The organism is Falsirhodobacter xinxiangensis, assembly GCF_004959935.1.
Taxonomy (GTDB): domain Bacteria; phylum Pseudomonadota; class Alphaproteobacteria; order Rhodobacterales; family Rhodobacteraceae; genus Falsirhodobacter; species Falsirhodobacter xinxiangensis.
The window spans coordinates 129,401-151,185 of the sequence record NZ_SMYN01000002.1; the positions used below are offsets into that span (position 1 = coordinate 129,401).

A 21,785-nucleotide genomic window follows, 5' to 3' on the forward strand; every position below is an offset into this window, starting at 1 on the left:
ACGTCTAGGCGGGAGTGCTACCGGGGCGTCAGATGCGTGATCCCCACCGCCGCCGCCCGCGCCAGATCGGCATCCAGCGACATCGGGATATACTCGCCCCGCCGCCACAACCCGCCCAGATCGTCATAGAACCGCGACAGCGGATGCCCCGACTGCCCGGTCGAGGTGATGAAGACCGAACTGTCCGGGTCCGCGAAGTCATAGACGCCGCGATAGCCCGCGCCATGCACGTTCTGGAACGGGTCCTGCCCGTAGCCCTTGGTCACCCCGCGAAGAAGCGTATCGTCCCCGCCCGAGGTCGATTGCCGGATGTTGACCAGATAACGCAGCAGCGGAACGTTCCCCAGCACCGGATGGTCATGCGTCGCCTGATGCGCGTCGCCCCAACGCCAGCTTTCGATGTTCTTGCCATAGCGGTCCGACAGCCAGACCAGCGCATCGTCCAGCGCCATTCGCGCGATGTCGGTGCAGGTCTCGACCGGAGAAGACTGGATGATGTCGCACCACACGCCCGCACCGCCTTCGTTGCGGAACACGCGGGTGAGGAAGACGTTGTCGATATGGCCGAACTCGTCCGCCATCGGGCCAAGCTCGTCGCGGATCAGGCGGTCCTGCAACGCCGCCAGCCATGCCTGCGAGATCAGCGGCTCGGGCATGTGCTCGTTCATCTCTCCGTTCCACTGGGCCAGCATTTCCAGCGCACGCTGGCGCTGGCGTTCCGGGGTGCCTTCGGGGGCCGCCTCACCGGTGAACCAGAGATCGGCGCCGATCAGCGGCAAGACCTGCCGCGCACCGATCGACACCGTGTCCAGCTGCGCCTCGATGAAGCTCTCGCGGGTATGCACCTCGCGTGCGCGCATCAGGGCCAGCCAACGCTGGATGCGCTGCGTGTCGCCCCATTCGAAGCTGACATGGTTCGGGAAGGGCCGATCCACCGTCTTGTTGTTGGTATTACCGAGAATGCCCGTATCGGGATTCACGACACGCGGATTGTCCTCATAAGGGCGGACGCCGTCCCAACGATTGCGCGGGTCCCAGCCCGGCGTCGGAAGACGGCCCTGCGCCTGCATCTGCGGGTCACGATTCGGAATGGCGCCAACCGTCTGCATCGCGATCCCGGCCCGGTCCGCCAGCATCACGTTCTGCGCCGGGGCTACGACCAGCCGTCCGGCCTCGATCGCGTCGTCCACCGTCTTCGACTGCATCAACCGCATCGCAGCCGTCATCGAGGTATCGCCCTCGGCCAGCGCGGTCCAGGACAGCGACATGACATGCCCGCGCGGCGTGACGGTGCCGACATCGTAATGCGATCCTGCCAGAACCGGCCCGTTTTCCGTCCACCGCAGGGTGAGCGTGACCGGAGCACTGCCCGCCACGTTGATGATCGAGCGGCGCGTTTCGAACTTCTTCCAGCCATCGGGGGTGCGGTATTCCTCGGGGTTGTCCGGGTTCACCTCCTCGATATGCAGATCCTGATCATCGACATAGGCGGTGGTCAGGCCCCAGCCCAGCGCGTCGGACCGGCCCGTCATGATGACCGGGGTTCCCGGAATGGTCGCGCCGATCACGCCGCCCGATTGCAGTTGCAAACGCGCCAGATACCAGATCGACGGCGCCGTGAAGCTCAGATGCGGATCGTTGGCCAGCAGCGTGCCGCCCGCAGCCGAACGCGCGGGCGCTGCGGCCCATGCGTTGGATGCGCCCGCGAAAGCGCGGCGATGGAATGGCGAAAGCGGGTCCTCGGCCATTCGGATCGGTTCGTAGTCCGGCGTCACACCCGGCGCGAGTTCGGAATAGCGCGGCAGCGCCGTCACCGCCTGTCCCGGATCGTCGGGCAGGATGTCGTGCAGCCGGTCATCCGGCAGGAGCAGCGACATCCGCGCCCGCAGCACCTCGGATTCCAGATGCGAGGACAGTTGCAGCGCCATCAGCTTCAGGATCGCGATGCTGTCGGCGGGCTGCCACGCCGCGATCTCGTTCGAAAAGAAGAAGAATTCAGGCGCGCCACGCCCCCGCGCCTCGGCATTCACCTGATCGATCCAGTCGTTCACCCCTCGGGCATAGGCATCCAGCGCGCGCCGCGTCGGCTCGTCCTGCGCGGGCACCGCCCGGCTGGCCAGACCATAAAGGTCATAGCGGCGGATCATCGCGTCGGTTTGAAGGGTCCGTTCGCCAAAAATCTCGGACAGGCGTCCTTGGGCGGTCCGGCGCAGCAGCGTCATCTGCCACAACCGATCCTGCGCATGGGCAAAGCCAAGGGCGCGGAACACATCCTCGTCGCTGCCGCCGAAGATATGCGGCACGTTGGCGTTGTTGCGCACGATCTCGACCGGGGCGGACAGGCCGGGCAGCGCGAAATCCTCGGAATAGTCGGGCAGGGATCGCGACAGGAAGAAATAGGCGACCGCCAGCGCGGCAAGCCCCAGCAGGATCAACCCTGAAAGGATGCGCAAGAGCCAACGGAAAACGGTGAACATGGGGAGGGCATCCTTGACGTCGGGGACCGCTTGCTTCCTAGTCCATTGCGACTGAAGGAGCAATTAAGGAGCGGCGCATGGCTAAGGTGGCATTTCTGGGTCTGGGCGTCATGGGCGCGCCGATGGCAGGGCATCTGGTGGCGAAGGGTCACGAGGTCGCGGTCTATAATCGCACATTCGCAAAGGCCGAGGATTGGGTCGCGAAGCATGGCGGCCGCGCCGCCCGCACCCCGCGCGAGGCTGCGGAGGGTGCCGAATTCGTGATGGCCTGTGTCGGCAACGACGACGATCTGCGCAGCATCTGTCTGGGCGAGGATGGCGCATTCGCGGGTATGAAGAATGCGATCTTCGTCGATCACACCACCGTTTCCGCCCAAGTCACGCGCGAGATGGCCGATGCGGCGCGCGAAGCGGGAATCGGCTTCATCGACGCGCCGGTCTCTGGTGGTCAGGCCGGGGCTGAAAATGGCGTTCTGTCGGTGATGTGCGGCGGGGCCGAGGCCGATTATACCGAGGCGGAGCCGGTGATCGCCGCCTATTCCAGAATCTGCCGCCGTCTGGGCGATACCGGCGCAGGCCAGATCGCCAAGATGATGAACCAGATCTGCATCGCCGGAATCGTCCAAGGTCTGTCCGAAGCCGTCGCCTTTGGTGAAAAGGCCGGGATGGATGTGAAAGCGGTGGTCGAGGTCATTCAGGGCGGAGCTGCCGGAAGTTGGCAGATGGTGAACCGCCACGCCACGATGGTCGATGACAAGTTCGACTATGGCTTTGCCGTCGACTGGATGCGCAAGGACCTTGGCATCTGCCTGCGCACGGCGGACGAGATCGGCGCAAGCCTGCCGCTGACCGCGCTGGTCGATCAGTTCTACAAGGACGTGCAGCGGATGGGCGGAGGACGCTGGGACACGTCCTCGCTGGTCAAGCGTCTTAAGGAATGATGCGCGTGTATTTGGTCCCGGCCACAGTCGCCCCAGCGATCAGGCCGGACTGACCGAAGACAAGGGCGATGACCGGGTCGATCTCGGTCGTTTCCTTGCCGATGCTGCCGCCTTGGTCGGGGGTGGCATAGCGAAGGTCGGCCCCGGCGGCCCAGCCGCTGGCACCGCGGAAATCGGCCAGCGCCTGCGGCGTCATGAAGAACAGCGCATGGGCATATTGCTGCGCGCCGATCTGGAAGCCGATCGAAGCTTTGGCGGAGGAGTAGTAATCCACCGTCACGTCCTGAATCCGCAGCGCGCCGCGACCATATGCACCGCCGATGCCCAGCCCGGCCTCGGTCACGAGCGGCATGTAGAGAACCCCTGCCGAACGCGCAGCAAGGTCCTGCGTACCGGGATATGTCTGGAACAAATAGTTGCGCGTGGCATCCACCCGCGCGTCGATCATCGCCGCGCCATTGCTGCCGACGCCGTTGTTGCAAGCCGCCAGCGCAAGCGCCGCGCCCGTGCTGCCCAGGAAAACACGCCTGCTGATCATCCGCACCCTCACAAATATGACCCAAGGCTCTGATGGCCCTTGGGAAAACTGTAACAGGCGCAAGCGGGCGTGTCACCTGCGGACATGCCCGCAGGCGCCGTTCCGCCGTTACAGAAGCGGCGCGATGCGCGGTGCGTAATACGTCAGGATGCCATCGCAACCGGCGCGTTTGAACGCCATCAGGCTTTCAACCATCGCGCGATCCCCATCGAGCCAGCCGTTCTGTGCCGCCGCCTCGATCATCGCATATTCGCCCGAGACCTGATAAGCATAGGTCGGCACGCGGAATTCGTCCTTCACGCGGCGGCAGATGTCCAGATACGGCATTCCGGGCTTCACCATCACCATGTCCGCGCCCTCGGCCAGATCGCGGGCGACGAGGCGCAGCGCCTCGTCCCCATTGGCGGGGTTCATCTGATAGGTCTTCTTGTCGCCCTTCAGGTTCGCGCTGGCCCCCACGGCATCGCGGAACGGGCCATAGAAGGCCGAAGCGTATTTTGCCGAATAGGACATGATCGCCATGTCCTTGTGGCCCGCGCCTTCCAGTGCCGAACGCATCGCGCCGATCCGCCCGTCCATCATGTCGGACGGGCCGATGATGTCCGCGCCCGCATCGGCCTGCGCCAAGGTCATCTTGACCAGCGCCTCCAGCGTCTCGTCGTTCAGGACGGTGCCGTCCCGCATCAGGCCGTCTTGCCCATGCGTGCTGTAGGGGTCCAGCGCCACATCGGTCATGATCGCGATTCCCGGTGCGGCCTTCTTGATCGCGCGAATTGCGCGGTTCGACAGGTTGTCCGGGTTCCACGCCTCGGCGCAATCCTCGGACCGGAGGGACTGATCGGTATAGGGGAAGACGCAGATGGCAGGGATGCCCATTGCCTCTGCCTCGACCGCCGCCTTGGCGATCAGATCGACCGACCGGCGGAACACGCCGGGCATGGAGGCCACCGGCTCCTCGATACCCTCGCCCGCGCGGACGAAGACCGGCCAGATCAGATCGTTCACGGAAAGGGTGTTTTCCTGCGTCAACCGGCGCAGCGCATCGGTGCGGCGGTTGCGGCGGAATCGGGTCGCGGGGAAGGCGGCCTGGATCGGGCGCATGGGCGGTCCTTTTCTCGGCTTGTCGTTTCGTGTTGTCCTTGGCATGGAAACCCGCCGCCCTCAAGGGTAGGAGTGGGTGCGAACAAGGGAACGTGCAGTGCAGGCATACGAGGCGATCTTCCAAACCATCAGCATGCGATCCTTTTCCAGCATTTGGTATTGGCTTGTGGTGATAGGGCTGTGGATGTGGACCGCGCAGCGGGTGCTGGGCGTCCCGCTGGATCTGATCATGCATGTGCACCGCCACCCCGAGGATGACCGCGCCGCGCGCGACCTGAACGACCTATTGCGCGTGAACGCCCGCCGGATGGGTAAGACGCCGGGCGTTCTGAATGTAGGGGTCGCGGCTTTCCTTCTGTCGGCCATCGTCGCGCTTGCCGTTGCTGGGCTGGAGACGGCGCAGGCGGTGGCCTGCATCGCCGTGCCGATGGCGGCGGTCGTGCTGCTGCGGATGCGGCTTGCGCGGCGGGTCTTGGGCATGGGAACCATTGCTGCCACCAAGGCCTTGATCTGGCACAGGATGTTCGTGCAGATGATCGCGATGGTCTCGATTTTCTCTACGGCTGTCTGGGGTATGTTCCGCAACCTCGGCCTTGCGGTCCTGAACTGAAGGGGTTTGCCGATGAGCAACCGGATCATCCTTGGCGGTGCGCCCGAGGGGTATGACGCGAAGCTGCTGGCGAAAGAGCTGGCAAAGGGTGCGCCCGTCATCCACGTCGCCCGCGACGACAAGCGGCTGGAGGCGATGCGGACCGCGCTTTCGGTGATGGCGCCTGACGTTCCGGTGCTGGAATTTCCGGCCTGGGACTGTCTGCCCTATGACCGCATCTCGCCCAATCCCGCGATTTCGGCACGGCGGATGGCGACGCTTGCGGCGCTGGCCCAAGGGATGCCGGGGGCGTTCGTCCTGCTGACCACGATGAACGCGGCAACCCAGAAGGTGCCGACGCGCGACCTGATCGCTGCGTCCAGCTTCTCTGCCCGCCTTGGCGATCGCGTGGACGAGACGCGGCTGCGCGACTACCTCGGCCGCATGGGATATTCGCCGGTGACGACCGTGGCCGAGCCCGGTGATTTTGCCATTCGCGGCGGCATCATCGACATCTATCCGCCCGAGGGTGCGCCGATCCGGCTGGACCTGTTCGGCGACACGCTGGACGGTCTGCGCCATTTCGACCCCGAAACCCAGCGATCCACCGACAAGCTGACGATGATCGACCTTGCGCCGGTGTCCGAGGTGATGCTGGACGACGCCTCGATCACGCGGTTCCGCCAGAATTACCGCATCGAGTTCGGCGCGGCGGGCACGAACGATCCGCTGTATGAGGCGATCAGCGCGGGCCGCAAGCATCAGGGGATGGAGCATTGGCTGCCCTTCTTCCACGAGGGGCTGGAGACGCTGTTCGATTATCTGCCGAACGCCGCGGTGATGCTGGACGATCAGATCACCCCCATGCGCCTGTCGCGGTGGGAGGGGATCGCCGATCAATACGACGCGCGGCGCGAGGCGATGGGCGCCAAGGGGCGGATGGACAGCGTTTACAAACCCTCGGCACCGGACCTTTTGTATCTGGACGATGCGGCGTGGGAGGCTGCCGTCACGGAGCATCGGGTCATCCAATTCTCGCCGAACCCGCAATCGCCGGGGCCGGGTGTGCTGGATGCGGGCGGGCGGCTGGGCCGCAGTTTCGCGCCAGAACGACAACAGGAAAACATCAGCCTTTTCGCTGCGTTCGCCGATCATATTCGTGCGCTGCGCGAGGATCGGCAGGTCGTCATCGCAAGTTGGTCCGAGGGCGCGCGGGAGCGTCTTTCGGGTCTCTTGGACGATCAGCAGGTCACCGGGCGCACCATTAATGACATGCGCGATGTGCCGGATGCACGCGGCGGGCTGTTTCTGACCGTCTGGTCGTTGGAGGCGGGGTTCACTGCGCCGGGGCTGGCGGTCATTTCGGAACAGGACGTGCTGGGCGACCGGCTGGTGGGCAAGCCCCGCCGCAAGCGCAAGGCCGAGAATTTCCTGCGCGAAGTGGATACCCTGTCGCCCGGCGATCTGGTCGTGCATGTCGAACATGGCGTCGGCCGTTACATGGGGCTGGAGACGCTGCGCGTGCCGCAACCCCCGCGCAACAAGCCGGGACCGCCGCACGATTACCTGCATCTCGTCTATGCCGAGGATGCCAAGCTTTACCTGCCGGTCGAGAATATCGAGCTTCTGACCCGCTATGGCCATGAGGAAGGGCTGCTGGACCGTCTGGGCGGCGGCGCGTGGCAGGCCAAGAAGGCCAAGCTGAAGCAGCGCATCCGCGAGATTGCGGATCGCCTGATGCGCATCGCCGCCGAACGCCATCTGCGCCACGCCCCCATTCTGGAGGCGCCGCACCAGATGTGGGAGGCGTTCTCGGCCCGCTTTCCGTATCAGGAAACCGACGATCAGCTTTCGGCCATTGCCGACGTCGTCTCGGACCTCGAGGCGGGGCGACCGATGGACCGTCTGGTCGTGGGCGACGTGGGCTTCGGCAAGACCGAAGTCGCGATGCGCGCCGCCTTCGTTGCCGCTATGGCGGGGATGCAGGTGGCGGTCATCTGCCCGACGACGCTTCTGGCCCGCCAGCATTTCCGCAGCTTTTCCGAACGCTTCCGCGGCTTTCCTTTCAAGGTGCGTCAACTGTCGCGCTTCATCACTGCCAAGGAAGCGTCGGAGACGCGGGCCGGGCTGGCCGACGGCACGGTGGACATCTGCATCGGCACCCATGCGCTTTTGGCCAAGACGGTGAAGATCAAGAACCTCGGCCTTCTGATCATCGACGAGGAGCAGCATTTCGGCGTCACCCACAAGGAACGCCTGAAGGAGATGCGGTCCGAGGTCCACGTCCTGACCCTGACCGCGACGCCGATTCCGCGCACGCTGCAACTGTCGCTGACGGGGGTGCGGGACCTGTCGATCATCGCGACGCCGCCGGTGGACCGTCTGGCGATCCGCACCTATGTGTCGGAATTCGACAGCGTGACCCTGCGCGAGGCACTGCTGCGAGAACGCTATCGCGGGGGGCAGAGCTTTTTCGTCGTTCCGCGCATTTCGGACCTGCCGGAGATTGAAGCGTTTCTGCGCGAGCAGGTGCCGGAAGTCACGTTCCTCGTCGCCCACGGCCAGCTTGCCGCCGGCGATCTGGACGAGCGGATGAACGAGTTCTACGACGGAAAATATGACGTGTTGCTGGCGACGACGATCGTGGAATCGGGGCTGGATATTCCGACCGCCAATACGATGATCGTCCATCGCGCCGACATGTTCGGCCTTTCGCAGCTTTACCAGATCCGGGGGCGCGTCGGGCGGTCCAAGACCCGCGCCTATTGCTATCTGACCACCAAGCCGCGCAGCCCGCTGACGCCGCAGGCGCAGAAGCGGCTGAAGCTTCTGGCCAGCCTCGACAGCCTTGGGGCAGGGTTCAACCTTGCCTCGCACGATCTGGACCTGCGCGGCGCCGGCAACCTTCTGGGCGAGGAGCAGTCCGGCCATGTGAAGGAAGTCGGCTACGAACTTTACCAGTCGATGCTGGAAGAAACGATCGCCAAGATCAAATCGGGCGAGATTTCGGGCCTGACCGAAGCGGATGATCAATGGGCGCCGCAGATCAACCTTGGCGTCCCGGTGCTGATCCCTGAAGAATATGTGCCCGATCTGGACATCCGGCTTGGGCTTTACCGCCGCCTGTCGGGCCTGACGACCAAAGTGGAGATGGAGGGGTTTGCGGCCGAGCTGATCGACCGCTTCGGCCCGCTGCCGAAGGAGGTGAACACGCTGATGCTGGTCGTGCGGATCAAGGCGATGTGCAAACGTGCCGGGATCTCGCGTCTGGATGCGGGGCCGAAGGGGGCGACGATCCAGTTCCACAACGACAAATTTGCCGATCCCGCAGGGTTGGTCGATTTCGTCAAGGCGCAGGCCGGGGCGAAGATCGTGGGCAACAAGATCTCCATCCCCGGCGACTGGGCGACCGAAGGCGACCGCATCCGCGGGTCCTTCGGCATCGCCCGCGATCTGGCGGAAAAGCTGATGAAAAAGAAGGCCTAGCGCGCGGGGAGCGCGCGCATGGCCAGAAGCGCAAGGCCGGTGAAGCAGGCAACGCCGATGGCCAGCGGCTCTACCGTGCCGTTGAACGACAGCCCGACGGGCGAGGCGAGCATGACGCCCAGAACCGTCGCGACCCCGCCGATCACCGAGGCGGCAAGGCCCGCCAGATGGCCCATTGGCTCCAGCGCCATGGCGTTCAGGTTGCCCATCGTCATTCCCATCATGAAGAAGATGCTGGTGAACCAGAAGAACACCGCCGGGAACAACGCCGCCTCGGGGATCAGGCCAAATCCGCTGGACAGCGCCATGATGGTCGAGATGACGAACTGCACCGACACCATCGTCGTGATCAGGTAACGCATCCCAAGCCGCACCACGAGCCGCGCGTTCAAGAAGCTAGACGCGCCCGATAGCAATGCCCCGATGGCGAACCAATAGGGAAACTCGTCCCCACGTCCCAAGGTTACGTCGAAGATCTGCTGCACCGAGGTGATGGTCGCGAACATGCAGCCGAAGATCAGCGCCTGCACCGCAATGGACAGAAGGACGCTTCGGTTGGTCAGAACCTCTCGTGTGCCGGACAGCAGGATCGGCAGGCGCAAGGGCCGTCGCGCCTCGACCGGCAGCGTTTCGGGCTGGCGCGCCATCATCCATGCCGAAGACAGCAGCGAGAAGATCACGAAGGCGACGAACACCCCGCGCCAGCCGAAGCCCGCGATGATGAAGCTGCCGGCCATCGGCGCGACTGCGGGGACAAGCGTGAACACCATCATGATGAAGCTGACGACGCGCGCCATCTCGCGCCCCTTGTAAAGGTCGCGCACCATCGCCAGCGCCACGATGCGCGGGCCGGCGCCCCCGAGGCCCTGTATCAGCCGGCCGATCAGCACGGCCTCCAGCGTGGTGCCGGCCAATGCGATCAGCGCGCCCGCGCAGTAAAGCACGGCGCCGCACAGCATCACCGTCTTGCGCCCGAAGGCGTCGGACAGCGGCCCGACGAAGAACGTGCCCACGCCCATTCCCAGCATGAAGAAGGTCACGATCAGCTGTGCATGGTTCGGCGCGTCCGGCGTCAACTCTGCCGCGATGGAGGGCAAAGACGGCAGCATTGAATCGATGGAGAACGCCACGGTTGCGATCATCGTCGCGATCAGCGCGATGAACTCGCCTTGCGAGACGGCTGGACGGGCGGTGCCTGTGGTCATTGAATCTGCTCGGCGATTTCGTCGATGATCTGTTGCCACGTTTCGACCGACTGCGCGCCGGGGACCACGAATTGGCGATCGATCAGAAAGGTCGGAACGGCGGTCACGCCCTTTTCGCGGGCATCGGCGTCGCGGGCGGCCAAATCGTCGCGATCCGCGTCGGATGCCAGAAGGCGGGCCGTCACCTCTGCGTCCATCCCGCATTCTGCTGCGATCGCCGACAGAACCGCGGCATCGCCGATATCGCGCCCGTCGCGGAAGAAGGCGGCAAACAACGCCTCGACAACGGCGTGCTGCCGGCCTTCCAGCCCCGCCCAATGAATCAGGCGATGGGCGTCCAGCGTGTTCGGCATCCGCGCGGCGCGTTCGGGGTGCATCTCCAGCCCGGCGTCGGTTGCCGCACGTTGGACATTCGCCAAGGCGGCGACCGCTTTTTCACGGCTGCCGAAGCGTTTTTCGAGGAAGTCCGCACGGTCCACGCCGTCGCGGGGCAGGTCGGGGTTCAGTTGGAACGGGTGCCATTCGATCTGGAACGCATGATCCGGGCGGCTTTCCAGCGCCCGGTTCAGGTTCGCGCGCCCGATATGGCACCAAGGGCAGACGGGGTCGGAAAATATGTCGAGACGGATCGTTGTCCGGGGCATGGCGCAGTCCTGAAGTTTGACCTGATGACCGCCGGACGGATCACGGACGCGGCCCGCGAATGGTTATGCCCAAGCTGCGAAAAAAAGACCAGACATCTTTGCGCGGATCGGCCCGTCTTCACGTGTTTCTGTGCGTGGACGATCAGCTTCCCTTCGGATCTTCCGCCAGATTGTCGTCGCCATATTTGCGGTCGTCATCCGACGCATCCTCGCCCGGCGACATATAAAGCACGCTTTCGGCGATGGAGGCGTTGTCATGTGCCTCGTCCATGTGCACGTCGGCAGGGACGGCACCTTCCAGCCATTCGGCGACCTGCTGTCCGACCTCGTCGCGATCGCCCGCGCCGATCTCGGTCAAGCGGGCTTCAAAGGCGGCGCGGTCGCCCTCGACGTCGGACAAATCGTCCTCGGTCAGTTCCGGCCAGGTTTCCAGCATCGAATCCCGAAACGCTTCCCAATTCTTCGCCACGATCTGCCAGCGCATCGCCATCTCCTTCTTTGACGGCTCAACGCAGCGGGCTTGTCACGGTTCCTGCCACCACGTCTCGGGCATGAAGCCGGGCCAGTCGCCATAAAGCGGCACATGCCCCGGATGGCGCAGATCGCCGCGATAGGCGATGCGGGACACCTTGGAATACCAGAAGGGCACCACGAAACGCCCGGTCATCAGGATGCGGTCCAATGCCTCGGTCGCGTTCCGGAACTCGTCCGGTTCCTTGGCGCGCAGCATCGCGGCGATCATCGCATCCGCGGCGGGCGACATCATCCCCATCAGGTTGCGCGACCCCGGCTGGTTCGCCCCGGCCGAGCCCCAGTAAAGCACCTGCTCGGTTCCCGGCGAAAGCGACAGGGCGCGCAGGATGTGGGTCATGTCATAGTCGAAATTCGTCGTCCGTTCCTTGTATTGCGCCGAATCGACCGAGGTGATCCGCGCTTCGATACCCAGACGTTTCAACGCCTCGACATAGATCTGCGTCACCGTCGCGACCTGATCATTCCCCTGTGGCAGCAGGATCTCGAACCTGAAGGGTTTGCCGTCGCGGGTCAGAACGCCTTGTTCGACGTGCCAGCCCGCTTCCACCAGCAGCCGCATCGCGCGCCGCAGGTTTTCGCGCTGGGCGCCCGCGCTGTCCTGTCGGGGCAAGGCATAGCCATCCAGAGCGCCGGGCGCGAGGCTGTCCTTGTAGGGGGCCAGCAGATCGGCCACCGCCTGCGATGCAGCCGCGCCGGGGGTCATCCCCAGATCGGAATTTGCGAAGTAGGAATCGATCCGCGGCTCCACCCCGCCGGTGAGGGTCTGGTTGATCAGCGTGAAGTCGAAGGCGAGGATCAACGCCTCGCGCACACGCCAGTCGTCGAACATCGGGCGGCGGGTGTTCATCACCAGCCCCTCCATCCCCGAGGGGCGGCGGTGCGCGACCTCCTCCAACTTCACGCCGCCGTCGCGGACGGCGGGGAAGTCGAAGTTGATAGCCCATCTGGCGGGGTTCAACTCTCGCCACAGGGACAGGTTGCCCGATTTGAACGCCTCGAACATGACCGAGGTATCGGCATAGAATTCGGTGCGGATCGTGTCGAAGTTATACAGGCCGCGATTGATCGGCAGATCGTGCCCCCACCAATCCGGATTGCGGCGATACGTGACCGAGCGACCGGGATCGACGCCATCCACGACATAGGGACCAGAGCCGATCGGCGGCTCCAGGGTCGACTCGGTGAAATCCTTCCCCTCCCACTGCGCCTTCTTGAGCACCGGGCGCAGGCCCAGAACCAGCGGCAACTCGCGGTCTGGCTCGGTGAAGGTGAACCGGACGGAGCGGGGGCCGGTGCGGATCGTCTCGGCCACCTTCGACCAGGACCCGGCATAGCGAGGCTGCCCGTCGGCCGCCAGGGTCTCGAACGACCAGATGACATCATCCACCGTGACCGGCGATCCGTCCGAGAACCGGGCACCTTCCCGCAGGGTGAATTCGACGAAGGTTCGCGCCTCATCCGTCTCGACCGATTCGGCCAGAAGTCCGTACAGCGTGAACGGCTCGTCCAGCGACCGCGCCATGAGCGTCTCGACCGTCCATGGGCCGAGGTTCCAAGGCGCGCGCCCGCGGATGATATACGGGTTGAGCGAATCAAATCCGCCCGCCTCTCCGATAGAGATGGTGCCGCCCTTCGGCGCGGCAGGATCGGCATAGGGAAGGTGGTCGAAGCCTGCGGGCAGGGCGGGCTCGCCATACATGGCAATGCCGTGGACAGGCTCTGCAAAGGCGGGCCATACGGCGGTCAAAAGGCCCGCTGCCGCAACGATGGCCTTCAAACGCCCCTGTATTTCCACCCTGATCAATGCCCGACGCCCCCGATCCTGTCCCTGGCGGCGCGAAACTAGACGCTACGCCAGCCATTTCAAACTTTTAACTTGGCCCCGGGCATGTGGAGAGGTATAAAGACCTCACTGCTCGATAGGTTTCTTGCCTGTATGAAACCTGCCTCAACTACTTAACGCTGGCCTAGTGCCAGCGTTTTTTTATTCCCGCACCAGCCTGCGCCGGGGTTACCTTGGACGGCGAGTCAAACGCAAGGGGTAGGGCATGTTGCAAGGCAAACGAGCAATCGTGACGGGATCGAATTCCGGCATCGGGCTGGGCGTCGCGGTCGAACTGGCCAAGGCAGGGGCGGATGTCGTTCTGAACTCCTTTACCGACCGGGACGAGGATCACGCGCTGGCTGCGAATCTGGCGGCGAGCCATGGGATCAAGGCGCGTTACATCGCGGCGGACATGTCCAACGGGGCGGATTGCCGCGCGCTGGTGGAAAAAGCGGGTGGCTGCGACATCCTCGTGAACAACGCCGGCATCCAGCACGTCGCCGGGATCGAGGAATTTCCGGTCGAAAAATGGGATGCGATCCTTGCGATCAATTTGTCGTCAGCCTTCCACACCATCGCCGCCGCCCTGCCGGGAATGCGCGAACGTGGCTGGGGGCGGATCGTCAACATCGCCTCGGCCCATGGATTGACCGCCAGCCCCTACAAGTCCGCCTATGTCGCGGCGAAACATGGGATCGTCGGGCTGACCAAGACGGCCGCGCTGGAATGTGCCGGGCAGGGCATCACCGCCAACGCCATCTGCCCCGGTTATGTGCTGACCCCGCTGGTCGAGGCGCAGATCCCGGACCAGATGAAGAAGACCGGCAAGGACCGCGAAACCACCATCCGCGAAGTGATGCTGGACCGCCAGCCGTCGAAGCAGTTCGCGACGGTCGAGCAGGTGGGCGGCACGACGGTGTTCCTGTGCTCGCCCGCCGCCGACCAGATCACCGGCACGACGATCAGCGTGGATGGCGGTTGGACCGCACTATGACCGCACGCTGATTTCCTTTGCGATATCAGCGGCAAGGCGGGCGTTGTTCAGAACAAGCTGGATGTTCGAGTCCAGCGAGCGGCCCTCGGTCATCTTGAAGATGCGGTCGAGCAGGAAGGGCGTCACCTCCTTGGCGGCGATGCCCTGCTGCTCGGCTTCCTTCACCGCGGCTTCGATCACGGGGTCGATCTCGGACCGGGGGATTTCATGGTCCTGCGGGATCGGGTTGGCGACCAGCTGACCGCCCGGCAGACCCAGCCGGGTGCGCATCAGATGCGCTTCGGCGATCTGTGCCGCGGTATCCATCCGAAGCGGCGCCTTGATGCCGCTGTCGCGCGACCAAAAGGCGGGGATTTCGTCCTGACCGAAGGCGATGACCGGAACGCCGTTCGTCTCCAGCACCTCCAGCGTCTTGGGGATGTCGAGGATCGCTTTCGCCCCCGCAGCCACGACAGTCACCGCCGTCGCCCCCAGTTCCGGCAGGTCGGCCGAGATGTCGAAGGTCGTTTCGGCCCCGCGATGCACGCCGCCGATGCCACCCGTGGCAAAGACCGCGATCCCCGCAAGTTTCGCGCAGATCATCGTGGCCGCCACCGTCGTCGCCCCCACGCGCCCCGAGGTCAGCCCCACCGCCAGATCGGCGCGCGAAAGCTTCATCGCATCGGGCGACTGGCCCAGCCGGTCAAGCTCTGCCGCCGTCAGCCCGACATGGATGCGCCCATCCAGAATGGCGATGGTGGCGGGAATCGCGCCGCGTTCGCGGATCGCATCCTCGACCGAGCGGGCCATTTCGACGTTCTGAGGAAAGGGCATCCCGTGCGTGATGATCGTGCTTTCCAGCGCGACGACGGGCCGGTTCGCCGCCAGTGTTTCGGCCACTTCGGGATGGATGGTCAGCGGTGCGGTCATTGGACATCTCCTGAAACATGATCGGCGGCGGCGCGAAGGGCTGCTTTCAGCGCGGCCTCGCGGTCTGCACCGCGAAGTTCGGCAACGATATGCCCCGCCATGAAGTTGTCACCCGCGCCCGTGACGCGCGTGACGAGAACCGGCGGAGGAAGGTCGGTGATGACGCCGCCATCGCTTCGCCCTTCGGCGCAGGCGCGGCCCCCGTCGGTCACCAGCACGCGCGATGCACCCCGGTCCAGCAGCGCCTGCGCGGCATCGGCGGCAGTCGTCGCCTGCACGCGTGACAGGATCACCGCTTCTTCGAGGTTCACATAGATGGTTGCTCGCGGATGGTTCAGCAGCGGCAGCAGCCGCTCCGCCTTGCCGGGGCTGGCCGGGGCTACGCGCAGGTCCGCATTCGCGAACAGGGGCGAGGCTGCGATCTCGGCCAGCAGCAATTCCGTCAGGTTTCCGTCCAGTGCGATCGGCCCCGTCCAGCCCAGATCGCGCATCGGGCGCAGGATCTTGTCGCCCGCCGCCTCCAGCGAATGAGCATCGGCGATGGCGGCGATCAGCCCGTTCGCGCCCTCGACCGCCATATAGCGGTCGGTCGGCAGATCGTCCGAGCGATAGATATGGTCCGTCACCATGCCCAGCCGGGCGCAGTCGGCCACCAGCTCGTCCCCTTCGGCATCGCGCCCGATGGCGGTCAGAAGGGCCGGGGTCAGGCCGAAGCGGCGCAGGGTGATGGCGATGTTCATCGCGACCCCGCCGGGGATGCGCGTGATGCGGCCCGGCACGTCCGATCCCACGCGCATCGCGGCGGGGGATCGTCCGATGATGTCCCAAAGGACCGAACCTATGCAAAGGATGTCTGGCGTCATTCCGTCTTGTCCTTTACGCCGGGGATGCGCGCAAGGGGTTGCAATGCGCGCCATGTCGATGTAGACGCGCCCCACTTCACAGGCGAGGCTTGGGCTGTTCGGGGGAGAAATCCCCGGGTGGTCCGCCGGTTGGGGGCAACCCCTGAGGGCTTCGCCGAGGCGCAAACCGGAAAAGGATATTGGACATGGCGCTCCCCGATTTCTCCATGCGTCAGCTGCTTGAAGCTGGCGTTCACTACGGCCACCAGACCGCACGCTGGAACCCCAAGATGGCAGAGTTCATCTATGGCGACCGCAACGGCATCCACATCATCGACCTGACGCAGACCGTCCCCATGCTGGACAAGGCGCTGCAAGTCGTGCGCGACACCGTTGCAAAAGGCGGCCGCATCCTGTTCGTCGGCACCAAGCGCCAGGCCCAGAAGCCGATCGCCGAAGCGGCCGAGCGTTGCGCACAGCACTACATGAACCACCGCTGGCTGGGCGGCACGCTGACCAACTGGAAAACCGTGTCGAACTCGATCCAGCGTCTGAAGCAGCTGGACGAGCTGATGTCGTCGGGCGCCGAAGGCCTGACCAAGAAAGAGCGCCTGAACATGGAGCGCGAGCAGTCCAAGCTGCAAGCCTCGCTGGGCGGCATCCGTGACATGGGCGGCGTTCCGGACCTGCTGTTCATCATCGACGTGGGCAAGGAAGACCTGGCCATCCTCGAAGCGCAGAAGCTGGGCATCCCGGTCGTCGCGGTCGTGGACACCAACACCTCGCCCAAGGGCGTCGACTACATCATCCCGGGCAACGACGACGCGGCCCGCGCGATCTCGCTGTATTGCGATCTGGTGTCCCGTGCGGCGCTGGACGGCATGACCGCGCAGATGGGCGCAGCCGGCATCGACCTGGGCGAGCTGGAAGCGGCCCCCGAGGAAGAAGCCGTCGAAGGCTGATCCTGTCGTCTGACCGTTACCCGGCGGAATTAAACCCGCCGGGATTTCCATTCGAATATCGAGGAGAGCCGAGATGGCAATCACCGCACAGATGGTGAAGGAACTGCGCGAATCGACCGGCGCAGGCATGATGGACGCCAAGAAGGCGCTGACCGAGACGAACGGCGACATGGAAGCCGCCGTCGACTGGCTGCGCACCAAGGGTCTGGCCAAGGCTGCCAAGAAATCGGGCCGCGTCGCTGCCGAAGGTCTGGTTGGCGTTGCCGTCTCGGGCGGTAAAGGTGTCGCGGTCGAGGTCAACTCGGAAACCGACTTCGTCGCCAAGAACGCCGATTTCCAGAAGCTGGTTTCGGGCATCACCGCAGCTGCGCTGAACGTGTCGGACGTGGACGCGCTCAAGGCAGCCGATCTGGACGGCAAATCGGTCGAAACGACGCTGACCGAAGCCATCGCCGTGATCGGCGAAAACATGACGCTGCGCCGCATGGCTGTCGTCGAAGGTGACTCGGTCGCTTCCTACGTCCACACCGCTGCTGCCGACGGCCTCGGCCGCATCGGTGTGCTGGTTGCCGTCAAAGGCACCGACAACGGCATCGCGAAACAGATCGCCATGCACGTCGCCGCGACCAACCCGGCCTCGCTCGGCGAAGCCGACCTCGATCCCGCTCTGGTCGAGCGTGAGAAGTCGGTCCTGACCGAACAGGCACGCGAATCCGGCAAGCCGGACGCGGTGATCGAGAAGATGATCGTCGGCCGCATGGCGAAATTCTTCGAGGAAGTGACCCTCCTCGGCCAGAAGTTCGTCCTGAACCCCGACATCACCGTCGCTCAGGCCGCCAAGGACGCTGGTGTCGAAGTCGTCGGCTTCGTGCGCATGGCTGTCGGCGAAGGCATCGAGAAAGAAAAAGAGGATTTCGCTGCCGAAGTGGCGAAAACCCTCGCAGGCTGATCCAGCCGACATCAAAGAAGAACGCCGTCCCTCGTGGGCGGCGTTTTGCGTTTCTGGTGACGCTGCCGCAGGGCAGCCCGCGCGAAGGATTGGCTCCCGCGAGGGGGCCTGACGCCGCGCGCTCCCCCTTGACCTTCCTGCCCGGCGGCCTCTTATTGACCTCGAACCGAAAAGAGGAGCCGCACCATGGCCTTTACGCTTCCCGATCTTCCCTATTCCCACGATGCACTCGCCGACCTCGGCATGTCGCGGGAAACGCTGGAATTTCACCACGACATCCACCACAAGGCCTATGTCGACAACGGCAGCAAGCTGATCGCCGGCACCGAGTGGGAGAACAAGTCGCTTGAGGAAATCGTCAAGGGCACCTACCAGCCCGGCGCGGTCGCCCAGAACGGCATCTTCAACAACGCTTCGCAGCACTGGAACCACAACCTGTTCTGGGAAGTGATGGGCCCGGGCGAGAAGAAGATCCCCGGTGCATTGGAAAAGGCGCTCACTGAATCCTTCGGCTCGGTGGACAAGTTCAAGGAAGAATTCGCCGCCGCCGGTGCTGGCCAGTTCGGCTCGGGTTGGGCATGGCTGGTCAAGGACGCATCGGGCGCGCTGAAGGTCACCAAGACCGAGAACGGCGTAAACCCCCTCGTGTTCGACCAGACCGCGCTTCTGGGTGTCGATGTGTGGGAGCATTCCTATTACATCGATTTCCGCAACAAGCGTCCGGCCTACCTGTCGAACTTCCTCGACAAACTGGTGAACTGGGAAGCCGTCGCGGCCAAGCTCTGATCCGGTCCGAAGTCCGCCGAAACCGGCGGGCTTCCTCCTTTACGGGAACAGGCGGCGTCCACTCGCGTTTTCACAGACCAAAGTGAAAAGGAGATGCCGATGAACCGCCTCTTGAACGGAACCTGGGTCGTTGTCGCCGATGGCGAAAAGGCCCTGTTCTTCGAAAACGAAGGCGACGGTCAATATCCGGTCCTGCGCGTTCGGCGTGAAGAAACCAACGACAATCCTCCCGACCGCGAACAGGGCACCGATAAGCCGGGCCGGATGGGCGACGGCCGCGCCGGTATCGGTTCGGCGGCCGAGGAGACCGACTTCCATCGGCTGGAAAAAGAGCGGTTCGCCCAAGGTCTTGCAGATCTGCTGTTCAAGCTGGCCCACAAGGGCAAGTTCAACCGTTTGGTCATCGTCGCACCGCCACAGACGCTTGGCGCCATGCGCCCGCACCTGCACAAGGAGGTTCAGGCCAAGATCATCCTCGAAATCCCCAAGACGCTGACCGGGATGCCGGTGGACCAGATCGAAAAGAACCTGCTGGCCGAACTGACCTAACCCAGCGCCGCTTCCAATGCCGCCACATCCGGCACGGCGGTGACGAATTCGCGAAGGCTCGGCTCGGCAAAGCCTTCGCGGATCGAATGATCCAGCAATGCCAGCAACGGTTGCCAATATCCTTCGGTATCCAGCAGGAAGATCGGCTTTTCATGCAGGCCGATTTGCCGCCACGTCAGCACCTCGAAGAACTCGTCCAGGCTGCCCGCGCCACCCGGCAGCACCACCACCGCGTCCGAGTTCATGAACATCACCTTCTTGCGCTCGTGCATGTCTTCGGTGATGACGAACTGGTTCAGATCGCGCCGCCCCTTTTCCCGCGCCATCAGATGCAGCGGGATCACCCCCAGCGATTTGCCCGCCGACGCGCCGCGCGCCACCTCGCCCATCAGCCCCACATCCCCCGCGCCATAGACCAGCCGCCAGCCGCGCCGTGCGATCATCTCGCCCGTGGCCTTTGCCGCTTCGGCATAGGTGGGGCGCAGGCCGGGGCGCGATCCGCAGAAGACGCAGACGGAGATTGGATTGCTCATGGGTTCACCTCTTTTTCTTCCCTCCTACATGCGGCGGGGGCGTGACGGCAAGGTGACGCCTCTGGTCTTTCGCGCCTTCAGACCTTAGGTGAGGGGCCACTTCCAAAGGATCGTGACGATGACCGACACCCCGACGAGCGGCTGGCAGACCATGGCCCGCGTGCTGCCTTACCTTTGGCCGAAGGACGAACCTTGGGTGAAGCGGCGCGTCGTGGGCGCGATGATCGCGCTGGTCATCGGCAAGGTGGTCTCGGTCACGACGCCGATGGTCTATAAACTCGTCGTGGATGCCTTCGATGCGCAGGACCCGGCGACGCTGCTGGCGCTCGGCGCGGTCGGGTTGACGGTCGCCTATGGCGTGGCGCGGTTCAGTGCGGTGGCATTCGGCGAACTGCGCGATTTGATCTTCGTCCGCGTGGGGCAGCGTGCCTTGCGCAAACTGGCGCTGGAGACGTTCACCCATATTCACCGCCTCTCGATGCGCTATCACATCACCCGCCGCACGGGGGGCCTCAGCCGGATCATGGAGCGCGGCGTGAAGGGCGTCGATTTCCTTCTGCGCTTCCTTCTGTTCTCCATCGGGCCGCTGATCCTCGAACTGCTTCTGGTGGCGGGCATCTTCTGGGCGCTGTTCGGCTGGATCTATATGGTGGTAGTGCTTGCGACCATCGCGCTCTACGTCGCCTTCACCTTCAAGATCACCGAGATCCGCGTGAAGATCCGCAAGGAGATGAACGATCAGGACAACGATGCCAACCAGAAGGCCATCGACAGCCTGCTGAATTTCGAGACCGTCAAGTATTTCGGGGCTGAGACGCGCGAGGCACTGCGCTATGACGTCGCCATGTCGAAATACGAGGGCGCCGCGGTGCGGACAGGGCAGAGCCTTGCGTTCCTCAACATGGGCCAGTCGCTGATCATCACGGCGGGTCTCGTGATCGTCATGGTGATGGCGGCGCGGGGTGTGCAGGCGGGGGCGCTGACGGTCGGCGATTTCGTCATGGTCAACGCCTATATGATCCAGATCACCATGCCGCTGGGATTCCTCGGCACCGTCTATCGCGAGATCCGGCAGGCGCTGGTCGACATGGGCCAGATGTTCGGCCTTCTGGCCCAGCCGACCGAGATTGCCGACAAACCCGGCGCGCGCGACCTGCATGTAACGGGCGGGGCGCTGGAATTCGACCACGTTGCCTTTGGCTACGACGCCGGACGCCCGATCCTGAAAGATCTGAACCTGCGCGTCGCGCCGGGGCAGACGGTGGCTCTGGTCGGCCCTTCGGGGTCGGGAAAATCCACGATCGGACGGCTGCTGTTCCGCTTCTATGACGTGACCGCGGGCGCGGTGCGGATCGACGGTCAGGACCTGCGCGACATCACGCAGGACAGTCTGCACGCGCAGATCGGTGTCGTCCCGCAGGATACGGTGCTGTTCAACGACACGATCTTCTACAACATCGCCTATGGTCGCCCCGATGCATCCGAGGCCGAAATTCATGCCGCCGCCCGCGCCGCGAAGATTCACGATTTCATCAGCTCTCTGCCCGAAGGGTATGAGACGGCAGTGGGCGAGCGAGGGCTGAAGCTGTCGGGCGGCGAGAAGCAGCGGGTCGGGATCGCCCGCACCCTGCTGAAGAACCCGCCGATCCTTCTGCTGGACGAAGCGACCTCGGCGCTGGACACGCAGACCGAGCGCGATATCCAGGAATCCTTGCGCGATATGGGGCAGGGGCGCACGGTCATCACCATCGCGCACCGCCTGTCCACCATCGCAGATGCCGACCGCATTCTGGTGCTGGAGGCGGGCCGCGTCATCGAGGATGGGCGGCACGAGGATCTGCTGGCGCGCGGCGGCAAATACGCCCAGCTTTGGGCGCGCCAATCCGCCGAGGAGGCCGAGGCCGCATGACGGCCTTGGCAA

Annotated in this window: 19 protein-coding genes; 9 read left to right on the forward strand and 10 right to left on the reverse strand. The window is 64.4% G+C overall.

The annotated features are described in order from the left end of the window. Positions 1-17 precede the first annotated feature (17 nt). Positions 18-2,477, reverse strand: coding sequence for a penicillin acylase family protein (locus tag E2K76_RS02785; RefSeq protein WP_136682745.1), 2,460 nt, complete (start codon positions 2,475-2,477; stop codon positions 18-20). A gap of 77 nt (positions 2,478-2,554) precedes the next feature. On the opposite strand from E2K76_RS02785, the gene E2K76_RS02790 reads away from it, so the two are divergent. Further along, complete coding sequence (locus tag E2K76_RS02790; protein WP_136682746.1) at positions 2,555-3,418, forward strand: NAD(P)-dependent oxidoreductase; 864 nt, start codon at positions 2,555-2,557, stop codon at positions 3,416-3,418. Here E2K76_RS02790 and E2K76_RS02795 read toward each other — a convergent pair. Beyond that, the gene (locus E2K76_RS02795) at positions 3,408-3,956 is read right to left on the reverse strand and encodes a lipid-binding SYLF domain-containing protein (RefSeq protein WP_394343923.1); all 549 of its coding nucleotides are present in this window, start codon (positions 3,954-3,956) and stop codon (positions 3,408-3,410) included. The genes E2K76_RS02790 and E2K76_RS02795 overlap by 11 nt on opposite strands. A 108-nt stretch (positions 3,957-4,064) precedes the next feature. Next, positions 4,065-5,057 (reverse strand): porphobilinogen synthase, encoded by a 993-nt coding sequence (hemB, locus tag E2K76_RS02800; RefSeq protein WP_136682748.1) that lies wholly within the window; start codon positions 5,055-5,057, stop codon positions 4,065-4,067. 184 nt (positions 5,058-5,241) lie between these two features. Here hemB and E2K76_RS02805 point away from each other — a divergent pair, with 184 nt between their 5' ends. Then, complete coding sequence (locus E2K76_RS02805; RefSeq protein ID WP_136682749.1) at positions 5,242-5,667, forward strand: component of SufBCD complex; 426 nt, start codon at positions 5,242-5,244, stop codon at positions 5,665-5,667. A gap of 12 nt (positions 5,668-5,679) precedes the next feature. Continuing rightward, the gene (mfd, locus tag E2K76_RS02810) at positions 5,680-9,132 is read left to right on the forward strand and encodes a transcription-repair coupling factor (protein WP_136682750.1); all 3,453 of its coding nucleotides are present in this window, start codon (positions 5,680-5,682) and stop codon (positions 9,130-9,132) included. Here mfd and E2K76_RS02815 read toward each other — a convergent pair. The 4 genes from E2K76_RS02815 to E2K76_RS02830 form a co-directional block, all read right to left on the reverse strand. Further along, positions 9,129-10,337 carry a multidrug effflux MFS transporter gene (locus tag E2K76_RS02815; protein ID WP_136682751.1) on the reverse strand — a complete coding sequence of 403 codons (1,209 nt, stop codon included), beginning with the start codon at positions 10,335-10,337 and terminating at the stop codon, positions 9,129-9,131. The two genes, mfd and E2K76_RS02815, sit on opposite strands and share 4 nt — an antisense overlap. Beyond that, positions 10,334-10,981, reverse strand: a complete 648-nt coding sequence (locus tag E2K76_RS02820; RefSeq protein ID WP_136682752.1) for a DsbA family oxidoreductase — start codon at positions 10,979-10,981, stop codon at positions 10,334-10,336. The genes E2K76_RS02815 and E2K76_RS02820 overlap by 4 nt, the downstream gene beginning before the upstream one ends. A 142-nt stretch (positions 10,982-11,123) precedes the next feature. After that, on the reverse strand, positions 11,124-11,465 hold the full coding sequence (locus E2K76_RS02825; protein WP_136682753.1) for a hypothetical protein: 342 nt from the start codon (positions 11,463-11,465) through the stop codon (positions 11,124-11,126). Positions 11,466-11,504: 39 nt separating this feature from the next. Next, entirely contained in the window at positions 11,505-13,214 is a 1,710-nt protein-coding gene (locus E2K76_RS02830) for an extracellular solute-binding protein (RefSeq protein ID WP_136682993.1), read from the reverse strand. 349 nt (positions 13,215-13,563) lie between these two features. Here E2K76_RS02830 and E2K76_RS02835 point away from each other — a divergent pair, with 349 nt between their 5' ends. Further along, entirely contained in the window at positions 13,564-14,334 is a 771-nt protein-coding gene (locus tag E2K76_RS02835) for a 3-hydroxybutyrate dehydrogenase (protein WP_136682754.1), read from the forward strand. Here E2K76_RS02835 and E2K76_RS02840 read toward each other — a convergent pair. Next, positions 14,329-15,243 (reverse strand): pseudouridine-5'-phosphate glycosidase, encoded by a 915-nt coding sequence (locus E2K76_RS02840; RefSeq protein ID WP_136682755.1) that lies wholly within the window; start codon positions 15,241-15,243, stop codon positions 14,329-14,331. The two genes, E2K76_RS02835 and E2K76_RS02840, sit on opposite strands and share 6 nt — an antisense overlap. Further along, a complete protein-coding gene (locus tag E2K76_RS02845; protein WP_181952882.1) occupies positions 15,240-16,106 on the reverse strand; it encodes a PfkB family carbohydrate kinase in 867 nt (288 codons plus the stop codon). Before E2K76_RS02845 ends, E2K76_RS02840 begins: the two co-directional genes overlap by 4 nt. 185 nt (positions 16,107-16,291) lie before the next feature. Between E2K76_RS02845 and rpsB the strand changes: the two genes are divergently transcribed. The 4 genes from rpsB (at position 16,292) to E2K76_RS02865 (ending at position 19,331) form a co-directional block, all read left to right on the forward strand. Further along, positions 16,292-17,047 (forward strand): 30S ribosomal protein S2, encoded by a 756-nt coding sequence (rpsB, locus tag E2K76_RS02850; protein WP_169053187.1) that lies wholly within the window; start codon positions 16,292-16,294, stop codon positions 17,045-17,047. A 73-nt stretch (positions 17,048-17,120) separates the two neighbouring features. Then, positions 17,121-17,996 (forward strand): translation elongation factor Ts, encoded by an 876-nt coding sequence (gene tsf / locus E2K76_RS02855; RefSeq protein ID WP_136682758.1) that lies wholly within the window; start codon positions 17,121-17,123, stop codon positions 17,994-17,996. Between the two features lie 186 nt (positions 17,997-18,182). Further along, the gene (locus E2K76_RS02860; RefSeq protein WP_136682759.1) at positions 18,183-18,782 is read left to right on the forward strand and encodes a superoxide dismutase; all 600 of its coding nucleotides are present in this window, start codon (positions 18,183-18,185) and stop codon (positions 18,780-18,782) included. Positions 18,783-18,881: 99 nt separating this feature from the next. Further along, the gene (locus E2K76_RS02865; protein ID WP_136682760.1) at positions 18,882-19,331 is read left to right on the forward strand and encodes a host attachment family protein; all 450 of its coding nucleotides are present in this window, start codon (positions 18,882-18,884) and stop codon (positions 19,329-19,331) included. Here E2K76_RS02865 and E2K76_RS02870 read toward each other — a convergent pair. Further along, on the reverse strand, positions 19,328-19,864 hold the full coding sequence (locus E2K76_RS02870) for an LOG family protein (RefSeq protein ID WP_136682761.1): 537 nt from the start codon (positions 19,862-19,864) through the stop codon (positions 19,328-19,330). The genes E2K76_RS02865 and E2K76_RS02870 overlap by 4 nt on opposite strands. Before the next feature lie 118 nt (positions 19,865-19,982). Between E2K76_RS02870 and E2K76_RS02875 the strand changes: the two genes are divergently transcribed. Further along, positions 19,983-21,773 carry an ABCB family ABC transporter ATP-binding protein/permease gene (locus E2K76_RS02875; RefSeq protein ID WP_136682762.1) on the forward strand — a complete coding sequence of 597 codons (1,791 nt, stop codon included), beginning with the start codon at positions 19,983-19,985 and terminating at the stop codon, positions 21,771-21,773. Positions 21,774-21,785: the final 12 nt, after the last annotated feature.